This window comes from Curtobacterium sp. BNK-1 (genome assembly GCF_048685235.1).
GTDB classification, from domain to species: Bacteria; Pseudomonadota; Gammaproteobacteria; order Enterobacterales; family Enterobacteriaceae; genus Pantoea; species Pantoea agglomerans.
Genome location: NZ_JBLQTJ010000001.1, coordinates 3415296 through 3435116, shown reverse-complemented (window position 1 = coordinate 3435116; position 19821 = coordinate 3415296). Strand labels below are relative to the sequence as shown.

The window sequence follows — 19821 nt, the reverse complement described above, 5'->3', positions numbered from 1 at the left end:
GCCAGCCTGCGTGCTGGCGCACAACAGTGGGAGAATCGGATGAAACAATATTTGCTGGCCCCTTCAATCCTTTCGGCGGACTTTGCTCGCCTGGGCGAAGACACAGCCAAAGCGCTGGCGGCCGGAGGTGACGTGGTTCACTTCGACGTGATGGACAACCACTACGTGCCTAATCTGACCATGGGTCCGATGGTGCTGAAAGCACTGCGCGACTATGGCATCACTGCCCCCATCGATGTGCATCTGATGGTGAAGCCGGTAGATGCGCTAATCCCTGATTTCGCCAAAGCGGGTGCCACCTACATCACCTTTCATCCCGAAGCCAGCGAACACGTTGACCGCACCCTGCAAATCATCAAAGAGCATGGCTGCAAAGCGGGTCTGGTGTTTAACCCGGCGACCCCGCTGAGCTACCTCGATTACGTCATGGATAAGCTGGATATCATTCTGCTGATGTCAGTGAACCCTGGCTTTGGCGGTCAGTCATTTATTCCTGGCACACTGGATAAACTGCGTGAAGCGCGCAGGCTTATCGATCAGAGCGGTTACAGCATTCGCCTTGAAGTGGATGGCGGCGTGAAGATCGACAACATTGGCCAGATCGCTGCCGCCGGTGCCGACATGTTTGTCGCCGGTTCCGCGATCTTCGGTCACCCTGACTATAAAAAAGTGATCGATGATATGCGCAACGAACTGGAGAAGGCCAATGGCTCATTTCACTGATATTCGTGCGCTGGCGTTTGATCTTGATGGGACACTGGTGGATAGCGCACCCGGCCTGGCCGATGCGATTGACCGCACGCTGAATGACCTCCGTCTGCCGCAGGCGGGCCTTGAGCGTGTCTCAACCTGGATTGGCAACGGCGCGGATATCATGATGGCCCGCGCGCTGACCTTCGCGCTGGGCCGTGAGCCGCAGCCGGAAGAGCAGCGTGATGCGCGGGCACTGTTTGACCGGCATTATGCCGATACCGTGGATGCGGGCAGTACGCTGTTTCCACAGGTAAAGCAGACGCTGGCCGCATTAAAGGCTGCCGGGCTGCCGATGGCGATAGTCACCAACAAGCCGACGCCGTTTGTGGCACCGCTGCTGGAGTCGCTTGGCATTGCTGATGCGTTTTCGCTGATTATCGGTGGCGACGATGTGCCGGTTAAAAAACCGCATCCTGCGGCAATTTTTATGGTGCTGGGCACCTTTGGTGTGTTGCCGAATCAGTTGCTGTTTGTCGGCGACTCACGCAATGATATCCAGGCGGCACAGGCGGCGGGCGTACCCAATATCGGCATGACCTTTGGCTATAACTATGGCGAGCCGATTGCCACCAGCCAGCCCGATTTAACCCTCGACTCTTTCGACGAACTTTTGCCCGCTCTGGGGCTGTAAATATCAGGACATAAGTATGAAACCCATCGTTTTCAGCGGCGCACAGCCGTCCGGCGAACTGACCATTGGCAACTATATGGGAGCGCTGCGTCAGTGGGTGCAGATGCAGGATGATTTCCACTGCATTTATTGCATCGTTGATCTGCACGCTATCACCGTGCGTCAGGATCCTGTTGCACTGCGTAAAGCGACGCTGGACACGCTGGCGCTCTATCTGGCCTGTGGTATCGACCCGCAAAAAAGCACCATCTTTGTTCAGTCGCATGTGCCAGAGCACACGCAGCTGAGCTGGATCCTGAATTGCTATGCCTACTTCGGTGAACTGAGCCGCATGACGCAGTTCAAGGATAAATCAGCGCGTTACGAAGAGAACATTAACGCCGGTCTGTTCGACTATCCGGTGCTGATGGCGGCTGACATTCTGCTCTATCAGACCCATCAGGTGCCGGTGGGTGAAGATCAGAAGCAGCATCTGGAGCTGAGCCGCGATATCGCGCATCGCTTCAATGCGATCTACGGCGATATCTTCAAAGTACCAGAGCCGTTGATTCCGAAGTCTGGCGCGCGCGTGATGTCGCTGCTGGAACCGACGAAGAAGATGTCCAAGTCTGACGATAACCGCAATAACGTGATCGGCCTGCTGGAAGATCCGAAAGCGGTCGTGAAGAAGATTAAACGCGCCGTCACCGATTCTGAAGAGCCGCCAGTGGTGCGCTACGATATCAAAGAGAAAGCGGGCGTCTCTAACCTGCTGGATATTCTGTCGGGCGTGACCGGTAAAACTATCGCCGAGCTGGAGCAGGAGTTCGAAGGCAAGATGTATGGTCACCTGAAGGGCGCAGTAGCCGATGCTGTGTCGGGTATGCTCTCTGAGCTGCAGGAGCGTTATCACAGCTTCCGCAACGATGAAGCACTGCTGGAGCAGGTGATGCGTGATGGCGCGGCCAAAGCACGCGCACAGGCGCAGGAAACGCTGAAGAAGGTGTATCAGGCGGTAGGCTTTGTCGCGATGCCGTAATGGCTGAGCAGACAACCAGGACGGCGGGCATTGTGCCCGCCGTTTTTATTTGCCGGACTCAGAACCAGCGCAGGCTGTCACGCAGACTTACCACGCTGCCGATGATCATCAGGCCGGGACTGGTCACCTGACCGGCTAACGCCTCCAGCTCGCTCAGTGTCCCGGTGACCACGCGTTGACGCGTAGTGGTGCCGTTTTCCACCAGCGCCACCGGCATATCGCTGCGCATACCGTGCTTTATCAACTGCTGCTGAATCTCTCCGGCCTGCGTGAGCCCCATATAAAAGACCAGCGTCTGCTGTTCCGCCGCCAGCGTCTGCCAGGCGAGCGAGCCCTCTTTCTGCAGATGTCCGGTAACCAGTCTGACGCTCTGCGCATGATCGCGGTGGGTCAGGGGAATACCGCTGTAGGCCGCACAGCCCGATGCGGCGGTGATCCCCGGCACCACGCTGAACGGAATCTGCCGCTGCGCCAGCGCTTCCAGCTCTTCACCGCCGCGACCAAAGATAAAGGGATCGCCGCCTTTCAGCCGCACTACACGTTTTCCCCGCTGCGCCTGTTCGCAGAGCAGCTGGTTAATCTCATCCTGCGGCACGCAGTGATGTCCGGCGCGTTTACCGACAAAGATGCGTTCAGCATCGCGGCGCACCAGATTCAGGATCTCATCGGAAACCAGCCGGTCATAGACGATGACATCTGCCTGCTGGATCAGCTGTAAGCCTTTCAGAGTCAGTAATCCGGCATCACCCGGACCGGCACCGACCAGCGCCACTTCACCCTGTTGGCGAAGGTCAGCGTTAAAGAGCTGGTCGGTAATCTGCTCCGCGCGTTCACTGTCGCCGTTGGCCAGCGTCTGGGCCAGCCGCTGGCTGTTAAAGAAGCGTTCCCAGAAGTGGCGGCGGGCACTGACAGAGCTGAACTGCTGTTTCACCCGCGCGCGCAGAGTGCCTGCCAGCTGAGCCAGCTGGCCAAGGTGTTGCGGCAGCATCGCCTCCAGCTTCTCCCGCAACAGCCGCGCCAGTACCGGCGCGCGTCCACCGGAAGAGACGGCGACCATCAGCGGGGAACGATCGATAATCGACGGCATAATGGCGCTGGCCTGCTGCGGCGCATCCACCAGATTGCAGAAGATCTGCTGTTTTTCGGCGGCTTCAGCCACCTGCTGATTAACCGCATCATCGCTGGTCGCGGCGACCACCAGCCAGCAGCCGGTGAGCCAGTGCGGATCAAACGCCCCTGGCAGCAGCGTGATGGTTTCCTGCTGCGCCCATTGCCGGAAGGCGGGGGAGAAATCAAGGGCACCGACCAGCAGTTCGGCGCCGGCCTCCAGCAGCAGGCGGGCTTTCCGCTCAGCCACGTCACCTGCGCCGACCAGCAGGCAGCGTCGGCCCTGCAGGCGGCAGAATAAGGGGAAGTAGTCCATCAGACGTCCTTAAAAAAGCCCGCGGAGGCGGGCTGTTGACGGGAGTTACAGGCAGACGTCAACCTGTCCGGCATTGACCCGCACCGGCCAGGCCGCCACGGAGCGCGTTTCATCCTCCATGCAGTAGCCATCGCTAAGACGGAAACGCTGCTTTTTCAGCGGGCTGGCAACCCAGAGCGCATCCTGATGTTCAGCAATAATGCCGCGTGACAGCACGCTGGCATCGGCAAAGGGGTCGATATTGCTGATGGCATAGAGCTGCTCATCGTTGCGGGGACGGAAGATAGCAACCTGCTGGCCTTTGACCAGCGCGCAGACGCCCGTGGCGGGCAGGATCTGCGTCAGCGGGCACACCGGATTCCACTGGCTCATGATTCGGTCTCCTCAATCAGGGTCACGGCAATGCGTTCATCGGCGCGTGCCGGGCGGTGCTGGTCGCGCTCCGCGACCCGCTGCACGCCAGGATCGCGCTGCGGCGAGTTGATAAAGTGGGCAAAGCGCGTCAGGTGATCCTTATCTTCCAGCGTCGCTTTCCATTCGCAGCTGACGCTGGCGCGCAGTGCGGCCAGCTGCTGCTCCATCTGGCCGTTGAGGCCAAGTTTGTCATCCACAATCACCTTACGCAGATAGTCGATGCCGCCTTCCAGACTCTCCAGCCACAGTGAGGTGCGCTGCAGTTTGTCGGCGGTGCGGATATAGAACATCATGAAACGGTCGAGATAGGTGACCAGCGTCTGCTGATCGAGATCGGCCGCCAGCAGATCGCCATGGCGCGGTTTCATGCCGCCGTTGCCGCAGACGTAGAGGTTCCACCCTTTTTCCGTCGCGATAATGCCGACATCTTTGCCCTGTGCTTCCGCACATTCGCGGGTGCAGCCAGAGACGCCAAACTTCATCTTGTGCGGCGTACGGATGCCTTTGTAGCGGTTCTCCAGCATCACGCCGAAGCCGAGGCTGTCACCCACGCCATAACGGCACCAGGCGCTGCCAACGCAGGTTTTCGCCATCCGCAGCGCCTTGGCGTAGGCCTGGCCGGTTTCAAATCCGGCGTCGATCAGCTGTGACCAGATGGCGGGCAGATCGTCTTTCTGCGCGCCAAACAGACCGATGCGCTGAGAGCCGGTAATTTTGGTGTAGAGCTGATAGCGTTCGGCGATCTCGCCAATTACTTTCAGTCCCTGGGGCGTGATTTCACCGCCAGGCGAGCGCGGGATCACCGAGTAGGTGCCATCTTTCTGGATGTTGCCAAGATAGAGGTCGTTGCTGTCCTGTAACGGCGCGTGCTGGGGCTTGAGCACATACTCATTCCAGCAGGAGGCGAGCAGTGAGCCAACCACCGGCTTGCACACTTCACAGCCGTAACCCTGACCATAGCGGGCCAGCAGTTCGTCAAAGGTTTTAATCTCCTCTACCTGAATCAGGTGATAAAGCTCCTGACGTGACCAGGCGAAGTGGGCGCAAAGATGGTTATTGACCTCAATGCCCTGACGGCTGAGTTCACTGTTGAGAACCTGGGTGATCAGTGGGATACAGCCGCCGCAACCGGTGCCGGCACGGGTGCTGCTTTTCAGTGCTGCCACGGTATGACAGCCACCCTGAACCGCCTTAATGATGTCGCCTTTACTGACGTCAAAGCAGGAGCAGATTTGTGCGGTATCAGGCAGAGAATCGACGCCGATGGCCGGTTTATCCCCGCTGCCGGCTGGCAGAATCAGTGCTTCCGGATTAGCAGGCAGCGGAATACCATTCAGCACCAGCTGCAGCAGGTTGCCATAGTCGCTGGTGTCGCCCACCAGGACGGCACCCAGCAGGGTTTTCTGATCTTCGCTGATAATCAGGCGCTTGTAGATCGATTTGCTCTCATCCAGCCAGACCACGCTGCGAGCGCCTGGCGTGGTGCCGCGCGCATCGCCAATGCCGCCAACATCAACACCCAGCAGCTTCAGTTTGGCGCTCATGTCCGCGCCGGTAAACGCATTGTCGCGGCCCAGCAGATGGTCGCTGGCGACCTGGGCCATTTTGTATCCCGGCGCCACCAGGCCATAGACGCGATTCTGCCAGGCAGCGCACTCACCGATGGCGTAGATAGTGGGATCGCTGGTCCGGCACTGGTCATCAATGGCGATGCCGCCGCGCGGCCCCAGTGCTAATCCACACTGCTTCGCCAGTTTGTCCTGCGGGCGAATGCCGGTGGAGAAGACGATGAAATCGACCTCCAGCGCGCTGCCATCAGCAAACTGCAGCGTTTTGCCGCCGTGCTCGTGATGCACAATCTGTTGGGTGTTTTTACCGGTGTGGACCCGCACGCCCATCTGCTCAATCTTGCGACGTAGCTGCTCACCGCCTTGCTGATCTAACTGCTCCGCCATCAGCACCGGCGCAAATTCAATAACGTGGGTTTCAATGCCCAGATTTTTCAGTGCGCCCGCCGCTTCCAGCCCCAGCAGGCCGCCGCCAATCACCGCACCGCATTTACTGCGGCGCGAACAGGCTTCGATGGCGTTGAGATCTTCGATGGTGCGATAGACAAAGCAGTCGCTGCCTTCGGCACCGTTAATTGGCGGGATCCACGGATAAGAGCCGGTGGCAAAAATCAGCGTATCGTAATGCACCGCGCGACCGGTACTGGAGTGGATGAGCTTCTCATCACGGTTAATGGTGATGGCGCGTTCACCCAGCAGCAGATTGACCTGATGTTTGTCGTAATAGCCTTCACGAACCAGCGACAATTCTTCAGCGGTGTGATGGGAAAACCAGGCGGACAGGTGGACACGATCATAGGCGACGCGGGGTTCTTCACAAAAGACGGTCAGCGAAAACTGGTCAGGTTCCGCTTTCTCTAGTAATTCTTCTATGAAGCGGTGGCCGACCATGCCGTTACCGATAACGACGACATTGTGCTTGCTCATTTTTGCCTCAAATTTGCGATATCTGCGGCTACAATAGCGCGCCGTTTCCGGCACTTATTGATATACATCAACCACGACGCCATATACCCATTAAGAGGTATATGGTTGATTTGAAATAATTTTTTCTGGTTCGGATAACCCGCTGATTATTCGGGCTTGCGGCGGGTCACCTGAATCGTGTTAGTTTTAAAACACAAAACCGGAAAAGGAGTCGGCAATGATGTCACCTAAGTGGATCAATAACGTGCGTTTACCCTGGCGGGATGGGTTATGGCAGATCGCCATCGCCGATGGCAAAATTGCCCGGCTCTCAGCCCAGCCGCAGCACGCTTCACCGGCGGATGAATCGCTGGACGGTGAGGGTGGCTTAGCCTGCGCGCCTTTTATTGAGCCGCATATTCATCTGGATACCACCCAGACCGCTGGCGAACCCGCGTGGAACCAGTCCGGGACGCTGTTTGAAGGCATTGAGCGCTGGGCTGAACGCAAAGCCATGCTCAGTCATGAAGATGTTAAGCGGCGGGCGATGCAGACGCTGAAGTGGCAGATTGCCAACGGCATTCAGTTTGTCCGTACTCATGTTGACGTTTCTGACCCGTCACTGACGGCGCTTAAAGCGATGCTGGAGCTAAAGGCGGAGATGGCGCCGTGGATCACTATCCAGATTGTTGCTTTTCCCCAGGAGGGTATTCTCTCTTATCCCAACGGTGAAGCATTGCTGGAGGAGGCATTGCGGCTGGGCGCGGATGTGGTCGGCGCGATCCCGCATTACGAATTCACCCGTGAATATGGCGTTGAGTCGCTGCATAAAACCTTTGCGCTGGCTAACCGCTACGATCGGCTGATCGATGTTCACTGCGATGAGATCGATGATGAACAGTCGCGCTTTGTGGAAACCGTGGCGGCGCTGGCGCATCGCGATGGCAACGGCGCGCGCGTGACGGCCAGTCATACCACCGCGATGCACTCTTACAATGGCGCGTATACCTCACGACTGTTTCGACTGCTTAAGCTGTCAGGCATTAATTTTGTCGCGAATCCGCTGGTCAATATTCACCTGCAGGGCCGCTTTGATACCTACCCTAAGCGGCGCGGCATTACGCGGGTGAAAGAGATGCTGGAGGCGGAGATTAACGTCTGTTTCGGCCACGACGATGTGTTCGATCCCTGGTATCCGCTGGGTACCGCCAGCATGCTGCAGGTGCTGCATATGGGCTTACACGTCTGTCAGTTGATGGGCTATGAGCAGATTGATGCGGGTCTGGATCTGATTACGCATAACAGCGCGAAGACGCTGCAGCTGTCAGGCTATGGCATTCAGACCGGCAACGATGCCAGCCTGATTATTCTGCCGGCAGAGAGTGGTTTTGATGCAGTAAGAAGACAGGTTCCGGTGCGCTATTCACTGCGTCGCGGCACTGTGGTGGCAGAGACAAAGCCCGCAGAAAGCGAGATTTACTGGCGGGAGCGGGAGCGGATAGACTTCCGGCGTTAAACAGCAGGGCGGCGATCAATCGCCGCCCTGAATGATTAATGCGTAACGTGACCGTGCGAGCGATGTTTAGTGACCAGCCCCAGCAGGACACACATCACAAACACCACCGCGTAGAGGCCGTTGGCGGTGGCCAGCGCCGTGTGCACGCCGCTCTTCTCAACAATCGGCGCGGTCACCACGAAGGTCAGCATGGTGCCAACGGTGCCGCAGGTCAGAATAAAGTTCACCAGTTTCGGTGACGCCACTTTGGTCTGCAGCGAGCCGAGCGTGATGATGGTGGTGTAAATTGCGCTCGAGCTGAAGCCCAACACCATAATGATCCACTTCAGCATGCTGGCATCCTGGCTGCTGACGAACCAGTACATCAGCACGGTAGCCAGTCCCGCCAGCACCATCAGAATGCGTTGCAGATCGAAGAAGCGCAGCAGGAAGCTGAAGGCCCACATCCCCACCATATAAGCGGTCCAGAAGCTGCCCACCAGTTGTCCGGCATCATTAATATTCATGCCCATGACTTTGGTGGCATATTCCGGCACCCAGGAGATAAAGCCAAGCTGGCCCAGAATGTAGCAGAGCGCCGCCACTGCCAGCAGCAGCACGCCCACACCCCATTTTTCTTTCTCAACTGTCGGGCTGTTTTCGGGCTTACGCAGCACCGGGAACTCGACAAACAGCGTCATGATGAAGATCGCGACGTAGATAAAGCCGATGCAGACGTAGACCCAGTACCACGGCAGCTGACGCGCCAGCAGAATCCCCGCCAGCACCGGAAACAGCGTGCCCGCCATGCTGAAGAAGGAGTCGGTAAACAGCAGGCGCGAACCGCGCTGGCGGCCTTCATACATATGGGTGATCAGGAAGGTGCCGATCGACATAGTAATGCCGCTGACCACGCCCAGCACAAACATACAGAGCGAGAAGACGGTCAGATCGCGGCTGGTCATCAACCCGATTATCGCCAGTACCATCAGGACGAAGCCGAAAATCAGCTGACGCTTCAGTGGCACAATCACCATCAGCCAGGCGTTCAGGAAAACCGCCGCCAGGATGCCGCTGTTGAGGAAGGTGAAGGTATTACTCATGCTGGAGATGGGGATCTGGAAATCTTTTGCGATATCGCCCATTACCATGCCGGTAACAATCACCAGCGCGCCGGTAAGCGCGTAGGAGAAGAAGCTTATCCAGGTGAGGCCAATACGATTACGGTTTGTCATGTTCTGAACCTGTTGAGAACCGGGTGCCAAAAAGTGTCAGAAAGTGTAAACGGAACCGTGATCTTAATAAACAACCAGTGAAACCAGAGATCCATATTTCATGTGTTGTGTGATTTTAATCACGTAATTGCCGGGGTTTAACGTTTGCTCCCCTCATTTGCTGCCACAGCGTAAATATAGGTAAAACGCTGGCTCCTGGAATAGAGTCTCTTTACAATCAATCACGTTTTTGTGCCCGCTCTCCCAGGTAAGGAATCTTTCATGTTTAAACGTACTTTAACAGCGGCCATCACCCTGTTAGCGCTCTCTTCCGTTTCCGCCCAGGCGCTGGCTGCAAAAGGTGACACCCACGTTCTGCTCACCACCTCCGCCGGCAATATCGAACTCGAACTGAATAACCAGAAAGCGCCGGTTTCTGTGAAAAACTTCGTTGATTACGTCAACAACGGTTTTTACAACAACACCATTTTTCACCGCGTGATCCCGGGCTTTATGGTGCAGGGTGGGGGCTTCACTACGGACATGCAGCAGAAGCAGACCAACGCGCCAATCAAGAATGAAGCGGATAATGGCCTGCGTAACCTGCGCGGCACGATTTCCATGGCGCGTACCGCCGATAAAGACAGTGCGACCAGCCAGTTCTTCCTCAACGTCGCGGATAATGCATTCCTCGATCACGGACAGCGCGATTTTGGCTATGCCGTATTTGGTAAGATTGTGAAAGGTCAGGATGTGGTTGAAAAAATTTCTCAGGTACCGACCAAAGATGTGGGTCCTTACCAGAATGTTCCATCCAAACCGGTAGTTATCCTCTCCGCCAAAGTCCTGCCTTAAGTCCGTTCGTCGCCATCTGCGGATGGCGACCGCCTGCCGCATCCGGCAAAGCCAGAATTTGCTCTTATACTTAGGGCAAAAACCTGAGCAGGAGGCGGCATGGCGAACAAACTCACCGAAAAACAGAAGGTCACCCTGTGGCGACAGCGGCGTAGCGCCAGCTATCAGGCCAGCTGTCGGCTGGAAGGCTTCTCGCCAAATGAAACCAGCGTAAACAGCGATGATGCGGCCGCACGTCTGGCGTCACTGAGGAGGCAATATGGACTCTAATACCGCCGTCAGCCAGGATCCCTACCTGTGGCAGCATGACAATGTGCTGAAAAACCTGCCCGATATTCACGATGCCGCGCAGCTACGTAAGGCGGAGCTGAGTTTTAGTGCGGCGCGTGCCGCCACGCTGGAGCTGGGCCCCCGTAATCCTGGACTGCCTTACCTGCGCCAGATCCACCGTACGCTGTTTCAGGACGTCTACAGCTGGGCTGGTGAACTGCGCACTATCGATATCTGGCGCGATGAGACGCCGTTCTGTCATTTCGAATATATCGAAAAGGAAGGTAACGCCCTGATGGCCGCGCTGGAGGAGGAGAAGGGACTCGTTGACCTGCCACGTGACGCGTTTATTGAGCGTGTTGCCCACTACTACTGCGAAATCAATATGTTGCATCCTTTCCGCCACGGCAACGGTCGGGCGCAGCGGATTTTCTTTGAACAGCTGGCGCTGCATGCCGGTTATCTGCTCTCCTGGGAAGAGACTGACGCTGAAAGCTGGAAAGCGGCGAATCAGGCTGGTGTGGCCGGAGACCTGACTCTGCTGGAGCAGGTATTCGCGAAAGTGGTGAGCGAGGCGGCTTAACCGCGTAGAATAGCGGCGCGGGTAATTATTCTGGACTGGCCATGCTGCTGCTTATCGACAATTACGACTCCTTTACCTGGAATCTTTATCAATATTTCTGCGAGCTGGGCGCGCAGGTTCAGGTAGTGCGCAATGATGCCATCACGCTGGAGCAGATGGCGGCGTTACCGCTGACTCATCTGGTGATCTCCCCTGGTCCCTGCACGCCGTCGGAGTCAGGCATTTCGCTGGCGGCGATCCGGCATTTCGCCGGTCAGCTGCCGGTGCTGGGCGTCTGTCTGGGCCATCAGGCAATTGCGCAGGCGTATGGCGCGCAGGTCGTGCGTGCGCGTCAGGTGATGCACGGCAAAACCTCTGCGATTCAGCACACCGGACAGGGCGTGTTCCGCACTCTGAATAATCCACTGACAGTGACCCGCTACCATTCGCTGATTGTACAGCGCGACTCTCTGCCAGATGCCTTCGAGGTGACTGCCTGGACGGTGCGTGACGGCGAGCCTGACGAAATTATGGGATTCCGTCATAAAACCCTGGCGCTGGAAGGCGTGCAGTTCCATCCCGAAAGCATTCTCAGCGAGCAGGGACATCAGCTGCTGCGCAATTTCCTTGAGCAATAAGTTGCCTTTGAGTGATTTTTTATGCATATTTTGTGATTATTATTTCAAAGTTGCACATCAATCATCTAAATGGGGTCATCAATGGCAGCCGAAAAAATTGCGGTCACGCGGGAGACGTTCGATAACGTTATTTTGCCTGTTTATGCACCTGCGCAGTTCGTGCCGGTAAAAGGCAAGGGCAGTCGTGTATGGGATCAGCAGGGCAAAGAGTATATCGATTTCTCAGGTGGTATCGCCGTCACCGCACTTGGACACTGCCATCCTGCGCTGGTGGAGACGCTGAAAAGTCAGGGCGAGACGCTGTGGCACACCAGCAACGTCTTCACCAACGAACCGGCGCTGCGTCTTGCCAGTAAGTTAATTCAGGCGACCTTTGCCGAGCGGGTCTTCTTCGCTAACTCCGGGGCCGAAGCCAACGAGGCCGCCTTTAAGCTGGCGCGCTACTACGCCTGCAAACGTCACAGCCCATTCAAAAGTAAGATTATCGCCTTTCATAACGCCTTTCATGGCCGGACGCTGTTTACCGTCACGGTCGGCGGACAGCCAAAATATTCTGATGGGTTCGGGCCTAAACCGGCGGATATCGTTCATGTGCCGTTCAATGATCTGAACGCAGTAAAAGCGGTGATTGACGATCACACCTGCGCCATTGTGGTTGAACCGATTCAGGGGGAGGGTGGCGTCGTGCCCGCAACGCAGGAGTTTATGCAGGGACTGCGTGAGCTTTGCGATCAGCATCAGGCGCTGCTGGTGCTGGATGAAGTGCAGAGCGGCATGGGGCGCAGCGGCAAGCTGTTCGCCTATGAGCATTATGGCATCCAGCCCGATATTCTGACCTCAGCCAAAGCGCTGGGCGGCGGTTTCCCGGTCAGCGCCATGCTGACCACTAACGAGATCGCCTCGACCATGGCGCCGGGCGTGCATGGCACCACCTATGGCGGCAATCCACTCGCCTGCGCCATCGCCGAAACCGCGCTAGATATTATCAATACGCCGGAGGTGCTGGCAGGCGTTGAGACACGTCGTCAGCACTTTGTCACGGCGCTGCAGGCCATCGATGCGAAGTATGATCTCTTCAGCGATATTCGTGGCAAGGGTCTGCTGATTGGCGCGGCGCTTAAACCGCAGCATGCCGGTAAAGCACGCGACATCCTGAATGCCGCGGCCGCAGAAGGCGTGATGGTGCTGGTTGCCGGCACTGACGTGATGCGTTTTGCCCCGTCACTGATCATTGAGCCTGCCGACATCGAAGAGGGCATGAGCCGCTTCGCCACGGCCGTCGGCAACGTGCTCAACGGCTAGCTTAGTTTTTACGTAAGCGTCTGATCAGCCAGCGGCCATGTTGCGGCCGCTGGTTCCACGCCAGCGATGAAATGGTGTACATCACGCTCAGATGATCGAGAATGCGCCGCACATGCTGCTCCACCACCGTGATCGGTCCCTCACTGATGTTCTCCAGCTCATCCAGCAGGTTAACCTGTGAGCTTTCACCATCATATTCCAGCCGCTGCTGACACCGCTGCAGCGCGATTTCACAGGATTGCAGGTAACGCTCAGCCAGCGAGGCAGTGAGCATGGTGTGCTCACGCGCCAGAATCGTCATGGCGTTGATATGCTCGACGATAAACTGACTGTGCGTGACCCAAAGCCGCATATCACTCAGATAGCGGGAGTTGAACGCGGGTTCCTGCATCGCCTGATTCAGTGAGTTAAACAGCGCATTGTGTGCCTGATTGACCTTCACGCGCTGATAAGCCAGTTTCTCTGGTGACTGTTCGTCACCCAGCAACAGCCGCAGCGCATCCTGATAAGTTTCCAGTGCGTCATGGGCGTTCTGCCGCAGTAAGCCGCTCTGCCACTGCGGCCACAGCCAGAGCATCCCGCCAAAGGCGATCAGACAACCCATCAGCGTATCCATGAGTCGCGGCAGCAGAAACTGCGCGCCATTCAGCGACAGCAACTGCAGCGAGTAAACCGCCGTGACCGTAAAGCCAATCATCGACCAGCCATAAAACTGGCGGGTAAAGCGATAGCTGATAAAGGTAATCGCCAGCATGATCAGCAGCACCAGCGACTCCGGCACCGCCATGCGCAGCGTGGCGGCCGCGATCACCAGACCGGCAAAAGTGCCCAGCGCCCGGTGCTGAATGCGGACACGGGTAGCGCTGTAGCCGTTCTGGCTGACGAACATGATGGTCATCAGGATCCAGTAGGGTTTGGGGATGTTGAAGAACAGCGCCAGCGCGCTGCCCAGCATCAGCATCACCGCAAAGCGGCCGGCAGTGCGCAGGGCCGATGAACGTAAAGAGAGATAACTGCGCAGCGCCGGTAACAGCGGCAGACGGCGCTGGCGGTCAGCCATCAGATCGCGCTGATAAAGGGGTTTCTGGGTGCGCAGAACCCGCGCAATACGGTTGAAGTGGTAAAGGCAGAAGTTACCCACCGGATTGTCGGGATGCTGGTGGGCGATTTTCTCCAGCGCGCCGAGCTGTTTATCCATCGCAAAGCGATCGGGTAGCTGGTGATAGAGAATGTTATCCGCCAGCACCCGCAACCGGGCCGAGATGGTTTTGGCATTCCAGCGGATCACCGCTTCGGCGTGGCTCTGTTCGACCAGCTTCTGCACCTCTTCCGGCCGATGCAGGCTGACCGAGATATGTTCCTGCAGATCCAGCGCCACCTGAAAGGCGCGCGTCAGCCGTTTATGGCTGTGATCGCGGCTTGCCGACAGCATATGCATCTGCTGATAACAGGTGTTAATCAGATCGACCACTTTCTGCTGACGAGCCAGCAGCGGCGGCAGCGCCTTTTCCGGATCGGTCAGCTGCGTCAGCAGGGTATATTTTGCGTCGCAGTAGTTAGCCAGCTCGCGATAGATCAGGCTCAGGCTTTCGCGCATTGGCTGCTCTTTCCACAGCCAGAACCAGAACCAGTTAAAGAGCCCGTACCATAGCGTGCCGCCGATATAGAGCAGCGGGGGAACATAGATTGGCATGCGGCCAATCAGGCTCAGGGTAAAGATGGCGGCAATCAGGGTGCCGGGCAGCAGACGACCATGCAGCGGGCTGATCTCCCCGGTAACGCCGAGCAATAAGGGCATGGCAAACAGAATCAGCGGCAGCGGAATAGCATGCAGGGTGAGCCACTGCATCAGAAAGCTGCCGAGGGCAAACAGGCTGCCGCCAACAATCAGGCGTTTGAAGAAGCGTTTATGCGGGGTATCCAGACCGGCGATGTTGCAGCAGGCGGGCACTAATGAGAACAGCAGACCTTTTTGCAGGTCGCCAGCCAGCCAGCCCAGCGCCACCGGCAGACAGAGCACCAGCGTTTGCCGCAAGGCGTAGTTAACTTCAGGATGGTAAATAATTCGACGCCACATCGGCCCAACACAAACAATAACGGCGTGATGTTGCCATCACGCCGTGGGTGACAGGAATTAGCGGGTGCCGTAAACGACGATGGTTTTGCCGTGTGCGGAGATCAGGTTCTGATCTTCCAGCATCTTCAAAATACGGCCCACGGTTTCACGTGAACAACCAACAATCTGGCCAATTTCCTGACGAGTGATTTTAATTTGCATGCCGTCGGGATGCGTCATGGCATCTGGCTGCTTCGCCAGGTTGAGCAGGGTCTGTGCAATGCGTCCGGTTACGTCGAGGAAAGCGAGGTTACCCACTTTTTCAGACGTCACCTGCAGGCGACGCGCCATCTGCGATGAGAGTCGCATCAGGATGTCAGGGTTAACCTGGATCAACTGACGGAATTTCTTGTAAGAAATTTCCGCCACTTCGCACGCGCTTTTCGCACGTACCCAGGCGCTGCGCTCCTGGCCTTCTTCGAACAGGCCAAGTTCACCAATAAAATCGCCCTGATTCAGGTAGGAAAGAATCATCTCTTTGCCTTCTTCATCTTTAATCAGAACCGCAACGGAACCTTTCACGATGTAGTAAAGCGTTTCTGCTTTTTCACCTTGGTGAATCAGCGTACTTTTGGATGGATACTTGTGAATATGGCAATGGGACAGGAACCATTCGAGTGTAGGGTCTGTTTGCGGTTTGCCGAGAACCATTCGCTATTATCCTCTGTTGTAATCGTGCCCAAAATACAGGGGGCAGTTTTCCCTGTCAGGCGGTGAAAGCTTCAAGCGTTTCCATTTCAGGAAATTATTCGGGCCGCATCAGGCGCAGTGCGCATCATCCTTCCCGGCTTCGTCATCGGGTGACGAAAAATATTTTCAGCACTGTTTGTAGCACAGCTTTTGCCGACTGTCTTCTGTTGTCTCGCTTCAGCTACGGGCGGATTTCTCTGGATTGCTGTTTACCAGGCGAAAGCGTACTCTGGCGACAAAACAGCGTATTCCGGAGCAAAAATCATGCAGGCAAGAGTGAAATGGGTAGAAGGGCTGACATTCCTCGGAGAATCCTCATCCGGCCATCAGATACTGATGGATGGAAATTCGGGTGATAAAGCGCCCAGCCCAATGGAGATGGTGCTGATGGCGGCGGGCGGATGCAGCGCGATTGACGTGGTATCAATTCTGCAAAAAGGCCGAAACGATGTGGCTGATTGTGAAGTAAAACTGACCTCAGAACGTCGTGAAGAGGCGCCGCGAATCTTTACGCACATCAACCTGCATTTTATCGTGAGTGGTAAAGCCCTCCAGGATAAAGCGGTATCACGCGCCGTGGATCTTTCTGCTGAAAAATATTGCTCTGTGGCCATCATGCTGGGTAAAGGCGTCAACATTACCCATAGCTATGAAGTGATCGAACTTTAGTACCAGCAGGGATCTTTTAAGGTCGCGGGCAAAATCTGTCGTGCTCTGCTGTCAGACTGTGCCTGCGCTGGGAACCGGGTCAGATCGGAAAGTCGCTTAAGCCAATCCCTGGCCGCTCGGCCCGCGCCGTCCCTGGCGCGGGACGCTTTCCTCTTCTGACCCGGTTCCCAGCGTGTTGAACTTATCTATTGCTGCCAGATTCTTTCTGCCCAGGCGTTGTCTGTAGCGACCTTCCTGAAACCGGATGCGGTTGCCGGACGTGAAGCGAAGGGAGCATATACCTGTAGCAAAGCATCGCGGGCCAGGGATGGCCCGCGCTGAGCCTGCCAGGGATGGCGGTTTTGCGTCTTTGCGAAAGGTTTATGCTCCCTGAAGCCTGCTCAGCGGTAAGTCTTTAGCCGCAGGAAAGCCAGTTTTACCATCTTTATGAAAGACATCTGCTCTCAGAGCGGTTTTTGCTGGCCTCTTACTCTATTCGCTTGCCTTCCATCAGCCGCTTCACCAGCGGACCCATGATCAACTCCATCGCCAGACCCATTTTGCCGCCAGGCACCACCAGCGTATTGATGTGCGAGATAAACGAGCCCTGCAGCATCGCCAGCAGATAGGGGAGGTCGATATCTTCCAGCGCCTGGAAGTGGATCACCACAAAGCTCTCATCCAGTGACGGAATAGCGCGGGCAGCGAACGGGTTTGAGGTATCGACCGTCGGGACGCGCTGAAAGTTGAGGTGAGTGCGTGAGAACTGTGGTGTGATGAAGTTGATGTAATCTTCCATCGAACGCACCACCGAATCCATGACCGCTTCACGTGAATGGCCGCGCTCGCCGGTGTCGCGCACCAGCTTCTGAATCCACTCCAGGTTCACAATCGGCACCACGCCAACCAGCAGATCAACCTGTTCTGCTACGTTGTGCTGCGCCGTTACCACGCCGCCGTGCAGCCCTTCGTAGAAGAGAATATCGGTGTTCTGCGGCAGCGGTTGCCACGGCGTAAAGGTGCCGGGCACCTGATTCCACGGCACTGCTTCATCATAGGTGTGCAGATATTTACGCGACTGGCCCTGTCCGCTCTGACCATACTCTTTAAAGCTCTGCTCCAGCAGGCCAAAGTCATTGGCTTCCGGGCCGAAGTAGCTGACATGACGTCCTAAATCGCGCGCCTTACGAATCGCCATATCCATTTCAGGGCGGGTAAAGCGGTGAAAACTGTCACCTTCCAGCTCCGCCGCATGAAGATCGAGCTGCTGAAAGATTTTGCGAAACGCCACGCTGGTGGTGGTGGTCCCTGCGCCGCTGGAACCAGTCACCGCGATAATGGGATGACGTGCAGACATAGAAAAGCTCCCTGTGAGGTCGGGCAATAGGCATTGTTAACACGAAATGCCGTTGGGTGCATCAGCCACGAAATTCTTTGCGCGGCATGATATTGACCGATTCGTGCAGTTCCGACCACACCAGTACCACTTCACCCGTTTCCAGCTGACGTCGCACATCGGCCACCTTGTCGATCAGGCTGCGTTCCTGCTCGCCATAGTCCGTGCCTTCGCGCAGCACAAAGGTTTCAATCAGATTTTCAAGGGTCTCAGGTGAGACCTGTTGCCAGGGAATAATCACGAGATCAGTTATCCAGAAAAGGGGCGATCCACTGGGGGATACGCTGTTCCAGCCACATTTCAGGCTGGCGTAATGTCCCACCAACAAAACCTACATGGCCGCCGTGTGGTGTCAGTTGATAAGTAATAGTGGCAGATAATTGGCTGCTGTGCGGGATCACCTCATCACTCATAAAAGGATCATCTTTGGCGTGAATGATCAGCAGCGGTTTCTCTGCGTGCTTCAGCCAGGGCATGGCGCTGGCACGATGATAGTAATCGGCCGCATCCAGAAAACCGTGGGCGCGGGCGGTAATGGCATCATCAAAATCGCGCAGTCGACGTAGCGCTTTCAGCTGCGCCAGATTGACCGGCAGCGTATCCGGCCAGGCGTGCAGTTTGCGGCGGGCATTTTTCTTGAGCTGCGCCAGCAAATAGTATTGATAGACGCGTGAGAAGCCGCGTTCCAGTTTTACGCTACAGGGCTCCAGCAGCAGCGGAGCGGAGACAATGACGCCCGCGTCTACCTCAGCGGCTGCGCCCTGCTGGCCCAGCAGGCAGCCCAGCATGTTACCGCCCAGCGAGAAACCCACCGCGGCGGTGGGTACGCGGCCCCAGCGGGTGCGCAGCCAGTGCAGAAAAAAGCGGGCATCTTCGGTTTCGCCAGAGTGATAGATACGGTTGAGCCGATTCGGTTCGCCGCTGCAGCCGCGAAAATGCATCACCACCGCCAGCCAGCCGCGCGCGCGGCAGATCGCCATCAGTCCATGAATATAGGGGCTATGAAAACTGCCCTCCAGCCCATGAAACAGCACCACGCGCGGTTTATGCTGCGCGAACTGCGGATCTTCACTCCAGGCGAGATCGACAAAGTCGCCATCCGGCAGGTCGAGACGTTGCCAGTGGGGATCGCCCGCGATACGACGACGTAGCAGGCGCGGCAGCAGGGTCTGCAGGTGCGCATTACGCAGACTCTCAGGAGGCGTGAAGTGCTCGTTTTCCGGTCCGGTAAATTTCATGTGGTAAAAGCTTGTCTGTTCCATATCACACTGTTAGCTTCGATAAGTTTTTTCTTGCAGGGTAAGGAGTACCCGATTGCCATGGAACTGAGTCTTTTCTTATCAATGTTGGGATTTCTTTGGGTCGCGGCCATTACGCCCGGGCCTAATAATATGTTACTCACCGCCTCGGGCGCTAATTTTGGCTTTATGCGCACCATTCCGCTGATGATTGGCATCATGATCGGAATGCAGGTGATGCTGCTGATGGTGGCCTTTGGCGTCGGCGGGCTGATCCTGCTCTATCCTTCGCTGCACCTGGTGCTGAAAATCGCCGGTAGCCTCTATCTGCTCTGGCTGGCATGGAAAATCGCTACTGCCAGTTATGAGAAGCTGGAAACCGATCAGGCGCCGGATGCGCCGATGCCCTTCTGGCAGGGCGGATTGTTGCAGTTGATCAATCCCAAGGCCTGGCTGATGGCGCTGGGCGCGGTCGCCAGCTTCAGCCTGGCCGGTGACGCATATCGCCATTCAGTGATGGCGATAAGCATCGGCATGTTTCTGGTTAATCTGGTATCGGGTGTTATCTGGATGGGATTTGGTGCGATGATCGGCCGCATTCTGCGCAGCCGTCGCGCCTGGAAAATTTTTAACCTCGCCATGGGGCTGCTGACCGCCGCCTGCGTGCTGTTAATCTGGCACTAA

Annotated in this window: 20 protein-coding genes; 11 read left to right on the top strand and 9 right to left on the bottom strand. The window is 56.6% G+C overall.

What is annotated here, in order from left to right:
• Positions 1-39: 39 nt before the first annotated feature.
• From rpe to trpS, 3 genes are read left to right on the top strand one after another with little or no spacing between them, the layout of a single operon-like run.
• Positions 40-723 (top strand): ribulose-phosphate 3-epimerase, encoded by a 684-nt coding sequence (rpe, locus tag ACMGGP_RS16315; RefSeq protein ID WP_498798638.1) that lies wholly within the window; start codon positions 40-42, stop codon positions 721-723.
• Positions 707-1384 carry a phosphoglycolate phosphatase gene (locus ACMGGP_RS16310; RefSeq protein WP_050680353.1) on the top strand — a complete coding sequence of 226 codons (678 nt, stop codon included), beginning with the start codon at positions 707-709 and terminating at the stop codon, positions 1382-1384. The genes rpe and ACMGGP_RS16310 overlap by 17 nt, the downstream gene beginning before the upstream one ends.
• Positions 1385-1400: 16 nt before the next feature.
• Positions 1401-2402, top strand: coding sequence for a tryptophan--tRNA ligase (gene trpS / locus ACMGGP_RS16305; protein WP_010253111.1), 1002 nt, complete (start codon positions 1401-1403; stop codon positions 2400-2402).
• A 58-nt stretch (positions 2403-2460) separates the two neighbouring features.
• On the opposite strand, the gene cysG is transcribed toward trpS, so the two are convergent.
• Genes cysG through nirB form a run of 3 tightly spaced genes read right to left on the bottom strand, consistent with a single transcriptional unit; the run spans position 2461 to position 6734 of the window.
• Positions 2461-3825, bottom strand: a complete 1365-nt coding sequence (cysG, locus tag ACMGGP_RS16300; protein ID WP_498798637.1) for a siroheme synthase CysG — start codon at positions 3823-3825, stop codon at positions 2461-2463.
• Between the two features lie 45 nt (positions 3826-3870).
• Positions 3871-4197 (bottom strand): nitrite reductase small subunit NirD, encoded by a 327-nt coding sequence (gene nirD / locus ACMGGP_RS16295; protein WP_498798636.1) that lies wholly within the window; start codon positions 4195-4197, stop codon positions 3871-3873.
• The gene (nirB, locus tag ACMGGP_RS16290; protein ID WP_498798635.1) at positions 4194-6734 is read right to left on the bottom strand and encodes a nitrite reductase large subunit NirB; all 2541 of its coding nucleotides are present in this window, start codon (positions 6732-6734) and stop codon (positions 4194-4196) included. The genes nirD and nirB overlap by 4 nt, the downstream gene beginning before the upstream one ends.
• Before the next feature lie 217 nt (positions 6735-6951).
• Here nirB and ACMGGP_RS16285 point away from each other — a divergent pair, with 217 nt between their 5' ends.
• Positions 6952-8229: a cytosine deaminase gene (locus ACMGGP_RS16285; protein ID WP_029519456.1), complete on the top strand. Its 1278-nt coding sequence runs from the start codon at positions 6952-6954 to the stop codon at positions 8227-8229.
• Between the two features lie 35 nt (positions 8230-8264).
• Here ACMGGP_RS16285 and tsgA read toward each other — a convergent pair whose 3' ends face one another.
• Positions 8265-9443: an MFS transporter TsgA gene (tsgA, locus tag ACMGGP_RS16280; RefSeq protein WP_031593897.1), complete on the bottom strand. Its 1179-nt coding sequence runs from the start codon at positions 9441-9443 to the stop codon at positions 8265-8267.
• Between the two features lie 261 nt (positions 9444-9704).
• Between tsgA and ppiA the strand changes: the two genes are divergently transcribed.
• The 5 genes from ppiA to argD all read left to right on the top strand — a co-directional run bounded on the left by ppiA (position 9705) and on the right by argD (position 13049).
• Complete coding sequence (gene ppiA / locus ACMGGP_RS16275) at positions 9705-10277, top strand: peptidylprolyl isomerase A (RefSeq protein ID WP_003852970.1); 573 nt, start codon at positions 9705-9707, stop codon at positions 10275-10277.
• A 99-nt stretch (positions 10278-10376) separates the two neighbouring features.
• Positions 10377-10547 (top strand): YhfG family protein, encoded by a 171-nt coding sequence (locus ACMGGP_RS16270; RefSeq protein ID WP_010253095.1) that lies wholly within the window; start codon positions 10377-10379, stop codon positions 10545-10547.
• Positions 10537-11130, top strand: coding sequence for a putative adenosine monophosphate-protein transferase Fic (locus tag ACMGGP_RS16265; RefSeq protein WP_010253092.1), 594 nt, complete (start codon positions 10537-10539; stop codon positions 11128-11130). The genes ACMGGP_RS16270 and ACMGGP_RS16265 overlap by 11 nt, the downstream gene beginning before the upstream one ends.
• 41 nt (positions 11131-11171) lie before the next feature.
• Positions 11172-11747, top strand: coding sequence for an aminodeoxychorismate/anthranilate synthase component II (locus ACMGGP_RS16260; protein WP_033758980.1), 576 nt, complete (start codon positions 11172-11174; stop codon positions 11745-11747).
• A gap of 81 nt (positions 11748-11828) precedes the next feature.
• Positions 11829-13049 (top strand): bifunctional acetylornithine/succinyldiaminopimelate transaminase, encoded by a 1221-nt coding sequence (argD, locus tag ACMGGP_RS16255; RefSeq protein WP_022624054.1) that lies wholly within the window; start codon positions 11829-11831, stop codon positions 13047-13049.
• A gap of 1 nt (position 13050) precedes the next feature.
• On the opposite strand, the gene ACMGGP_RS16250 is transcribed toward argD, so the two are convergent.
• Both ACMGGP_RS16250 and crp read right to left on the bottom strand, forming a co-directional pair.
• The gene (locus ACMGGP_RS16250; RefSeq protein WP_064691046.1) at positions 13051-15126 is read right to left on the bottom strand and encodes a YccS/YhfK family putative transporter; all 2076 of its coding nucleotides are present in this window, start codon (positions 15124-15126) and stop codon (positions 13051-13053) included.
• Between the two features lie 57 nt (positions 15127-15183).
• Complete coding sequence (crp, locus tag ACMGGP_RS16245) at positions 15184-15816, bottom strand: cAMP-activated global transcriptional regulator CRP (protein WP_003852956.1); 633 nt, start codon at positions 15814-15816, stop codon at positions 15184-15186.
• 303 nt (positions 15817-16119) lie between these two features.
• Here crp and ACMGGP_RS16240 point away from each other — a divergent pair, with 303 nt between their 5' ends.
• The gene (locus ACMGGP_RS16240; RefSeq protein WP_010253071.1) at positions 16120-16524 is read left to right on the top strand and encodes an OsmC family protein; all 405 of its coding nucleotides are present in this window, start codon (positions 16120-16122) and stop codon (positions 16522-16524) included.
• A 466-nt stretch (positions 16525-16990) separates the two neighbouring features.
• Here the strand turns inward: ACMGGP_RS16240 and ACMGGP_RS16235 are convergent, their stop codons facing one another.
• The 3 genes from ACMGGP_RS16235 to ACMGGP_RS16225 form a co-directional block, all read right to left on the bottom strand.
• On the bottom strand, positions 16991-17860 hold the full coding sequence (locus ACMGGP_RS16235; protein ID WP_010253068.1) for a phosphoribulokinase: 870 nt from the start codon (positions 17858-17860) through the stop codon (positions 16991-16993).
• A 61-nt stretch (positions 17861-17921) separates the two neighbouring features.
• Positions 17922-18140 carry a YheU family protein gene (locus ACMGGP_RS16230; RefSeq protein ID WP_010253066.1) on the bottom strand — a complete coding sequence of 73 codons (219 nt, stop codon included), beginning with the start codon at positions 18138-18140 and terminating at the stop codon, positions 17922-17924.
• 4 nt (positions 18141-18144) lie between these two features.
• Positions 18145-19137 carry a hydrolase gene (locus ACMGGP_RS16225; RefSeq protein ID WP_498798634.1) on the bottom strand — a complete coding sequence of 331 codons (993 nt, stop codon included), beginning with the start codon at positions 19135-19137 and terminating at the stop codon, positions 18145-18147.
• A gap of 81 nt (positions 19138-19218) precedes the next feature.
• Between ACMGGP_RS16225 and ACMGGP_RS16220 the strand changes: the two genes are divergently transcribed.
• Positions 19219-19821, top strand: a complete 603-nt coding sequence (locus ACMGGP_RS16220; RefSeq protein ID WP_010671578.1) for a LysE family translocator — start codon at positions 19219-19221, stop codon at positions 19819-19821.

Excerpts from the sequence above, each read along its gene's own strand:
- rpe (WP_498798638.1), top strand. The coding sequence starts at position 40 with ATGAAACAATATTTGCTGGCCCCTTCAATCCTTTCGGCGGACTTTGCT.
- ACMGGP_RS16310 (WP_050680353.1), top strand. The coding sequence starts at position 707 with ATGGCTCATTTCACTGATATTCGTGCGCTGGCGTTTGATCTTGATGGG.
- trpS (WP_010253111.1), top strand. The coding sequence starts at position 1,401 with ATGAAACCCATCGTTTTCAGCGGCGCACAGCCGTCCGGCGAACTGACC.
- cysG (WP_498798637.1), bottom strand. The coding sequence starts at position 3,825 with ATGGACTACTTCCCCTTATTCTGCCGCCTGCAGGGCCGACGCTGCCTG.
- nirD (WP_498798636.1), bottom strand. The coding sequence starts at position 4,197 with ATGAGCCAGTGGAATCCGGTGTGCCCGCTGACGCAGATCCTGCCCGCC.
- nirB (WP_498798635.1), bottom strand. The coding sequence starts at position 6,734 with ATGAGCAAGCACAATGTCGTCGTTATCGGTAACGGCATGGTCGGCCAC.
- ACMGGP_RS16285 (WP_029519456.1), top strand. The coding sequence starts at position 6,952 with ATGATGTCACCTAAGTGGATCAATAACGTGCGTTTACCCTGGCGGGAT.
- tsgA (WP_031593897.1), bottom strand. The coding sequence starts at position 9,443 with ATGACAAACCGTAATCGTATTGGCCTCACCTGGATAAGCTTCTTCTCC.
- ppiA (WP_003852970.1), top strand. The coding sequence starts at position 9,705 with ATGTTTAAACGTACTTTAACAGCGGCCATCACCCTGTTAGCGCTCTCT.
- ACMGGP_RS16270 (WP_010253095.1), top strand. The coding sequence starts at position 10,377 with ATGGCGAACAAACTCACCGAAAAACAGAAGGTCACCCTGTGGCGACAG.
- ACMGGP_RS16265 (WP_010253092.1), top strand. The coding sequence starts at position 10,537 with ATGGACTCTAATACCGCCGTCAGCCAGGATCCCTACCTGTGGCAGCAT.
- ACMGGP_RS16260 (WP_033758980.1), top strand. The coding sequence starts at position 11,172 with ATGCTGCTGCTTATCGACAATTACGACTCCTTTACCTGGAATCTTTAT.
- argD (WP_022624054.1), top strand. The coding sequence starts at position 11,829 with ATGGCAGCCGAAAAAATTGCGGTCACGCGGGAGACGTTCGATAACGTT.
- ACMGGP_RS16250 (WP_064691046.1), bottom strand. The coding sequence starts at position 15,126 with ATGTGGCGTCGAATTATTTACCATCCTGAAGTTAACTACGCCTTGCGG.
- crp (WP_003852956.1), bottom strand. The coding sequence starts at position 15,816 with ATGGTTCTCGGCAAACCGCAAACAGACCCTACACTCGAATGGTTCCTG.
- ACMGGP_RS16240 (WP_010253071.1), top strand. The coding sequence starts at position 16,120 with ATGCAGGCAAGAGTGAAATGGGTAGAAGGGCTGACATTCCTCGGAGAA.
- ACMGGP_RS16235 (WP_010253068.1), bottom strand. The coding sequence starts at position 17,860 with ATGTCTGCACGTCATCCCATTATCGCGGTGACTGGTTCCAGCGGCGCA.
- ACMGGP_RS16225 (WP_498798634.1), bottom strand. The coding sequence starts at position 19,137 with ATGAAATTTACCGGACCGGAAAACGAGCACTTCACGCCTCCTGAGAGT.
- ACMGGP_RS16220 (WP_010671578.1), top strand. The coding sequence starts at position 19,219 with ATGGAACTGAGTCTTTTCTTATCAATGTTGGGATTTCTTTGGGTCGCG.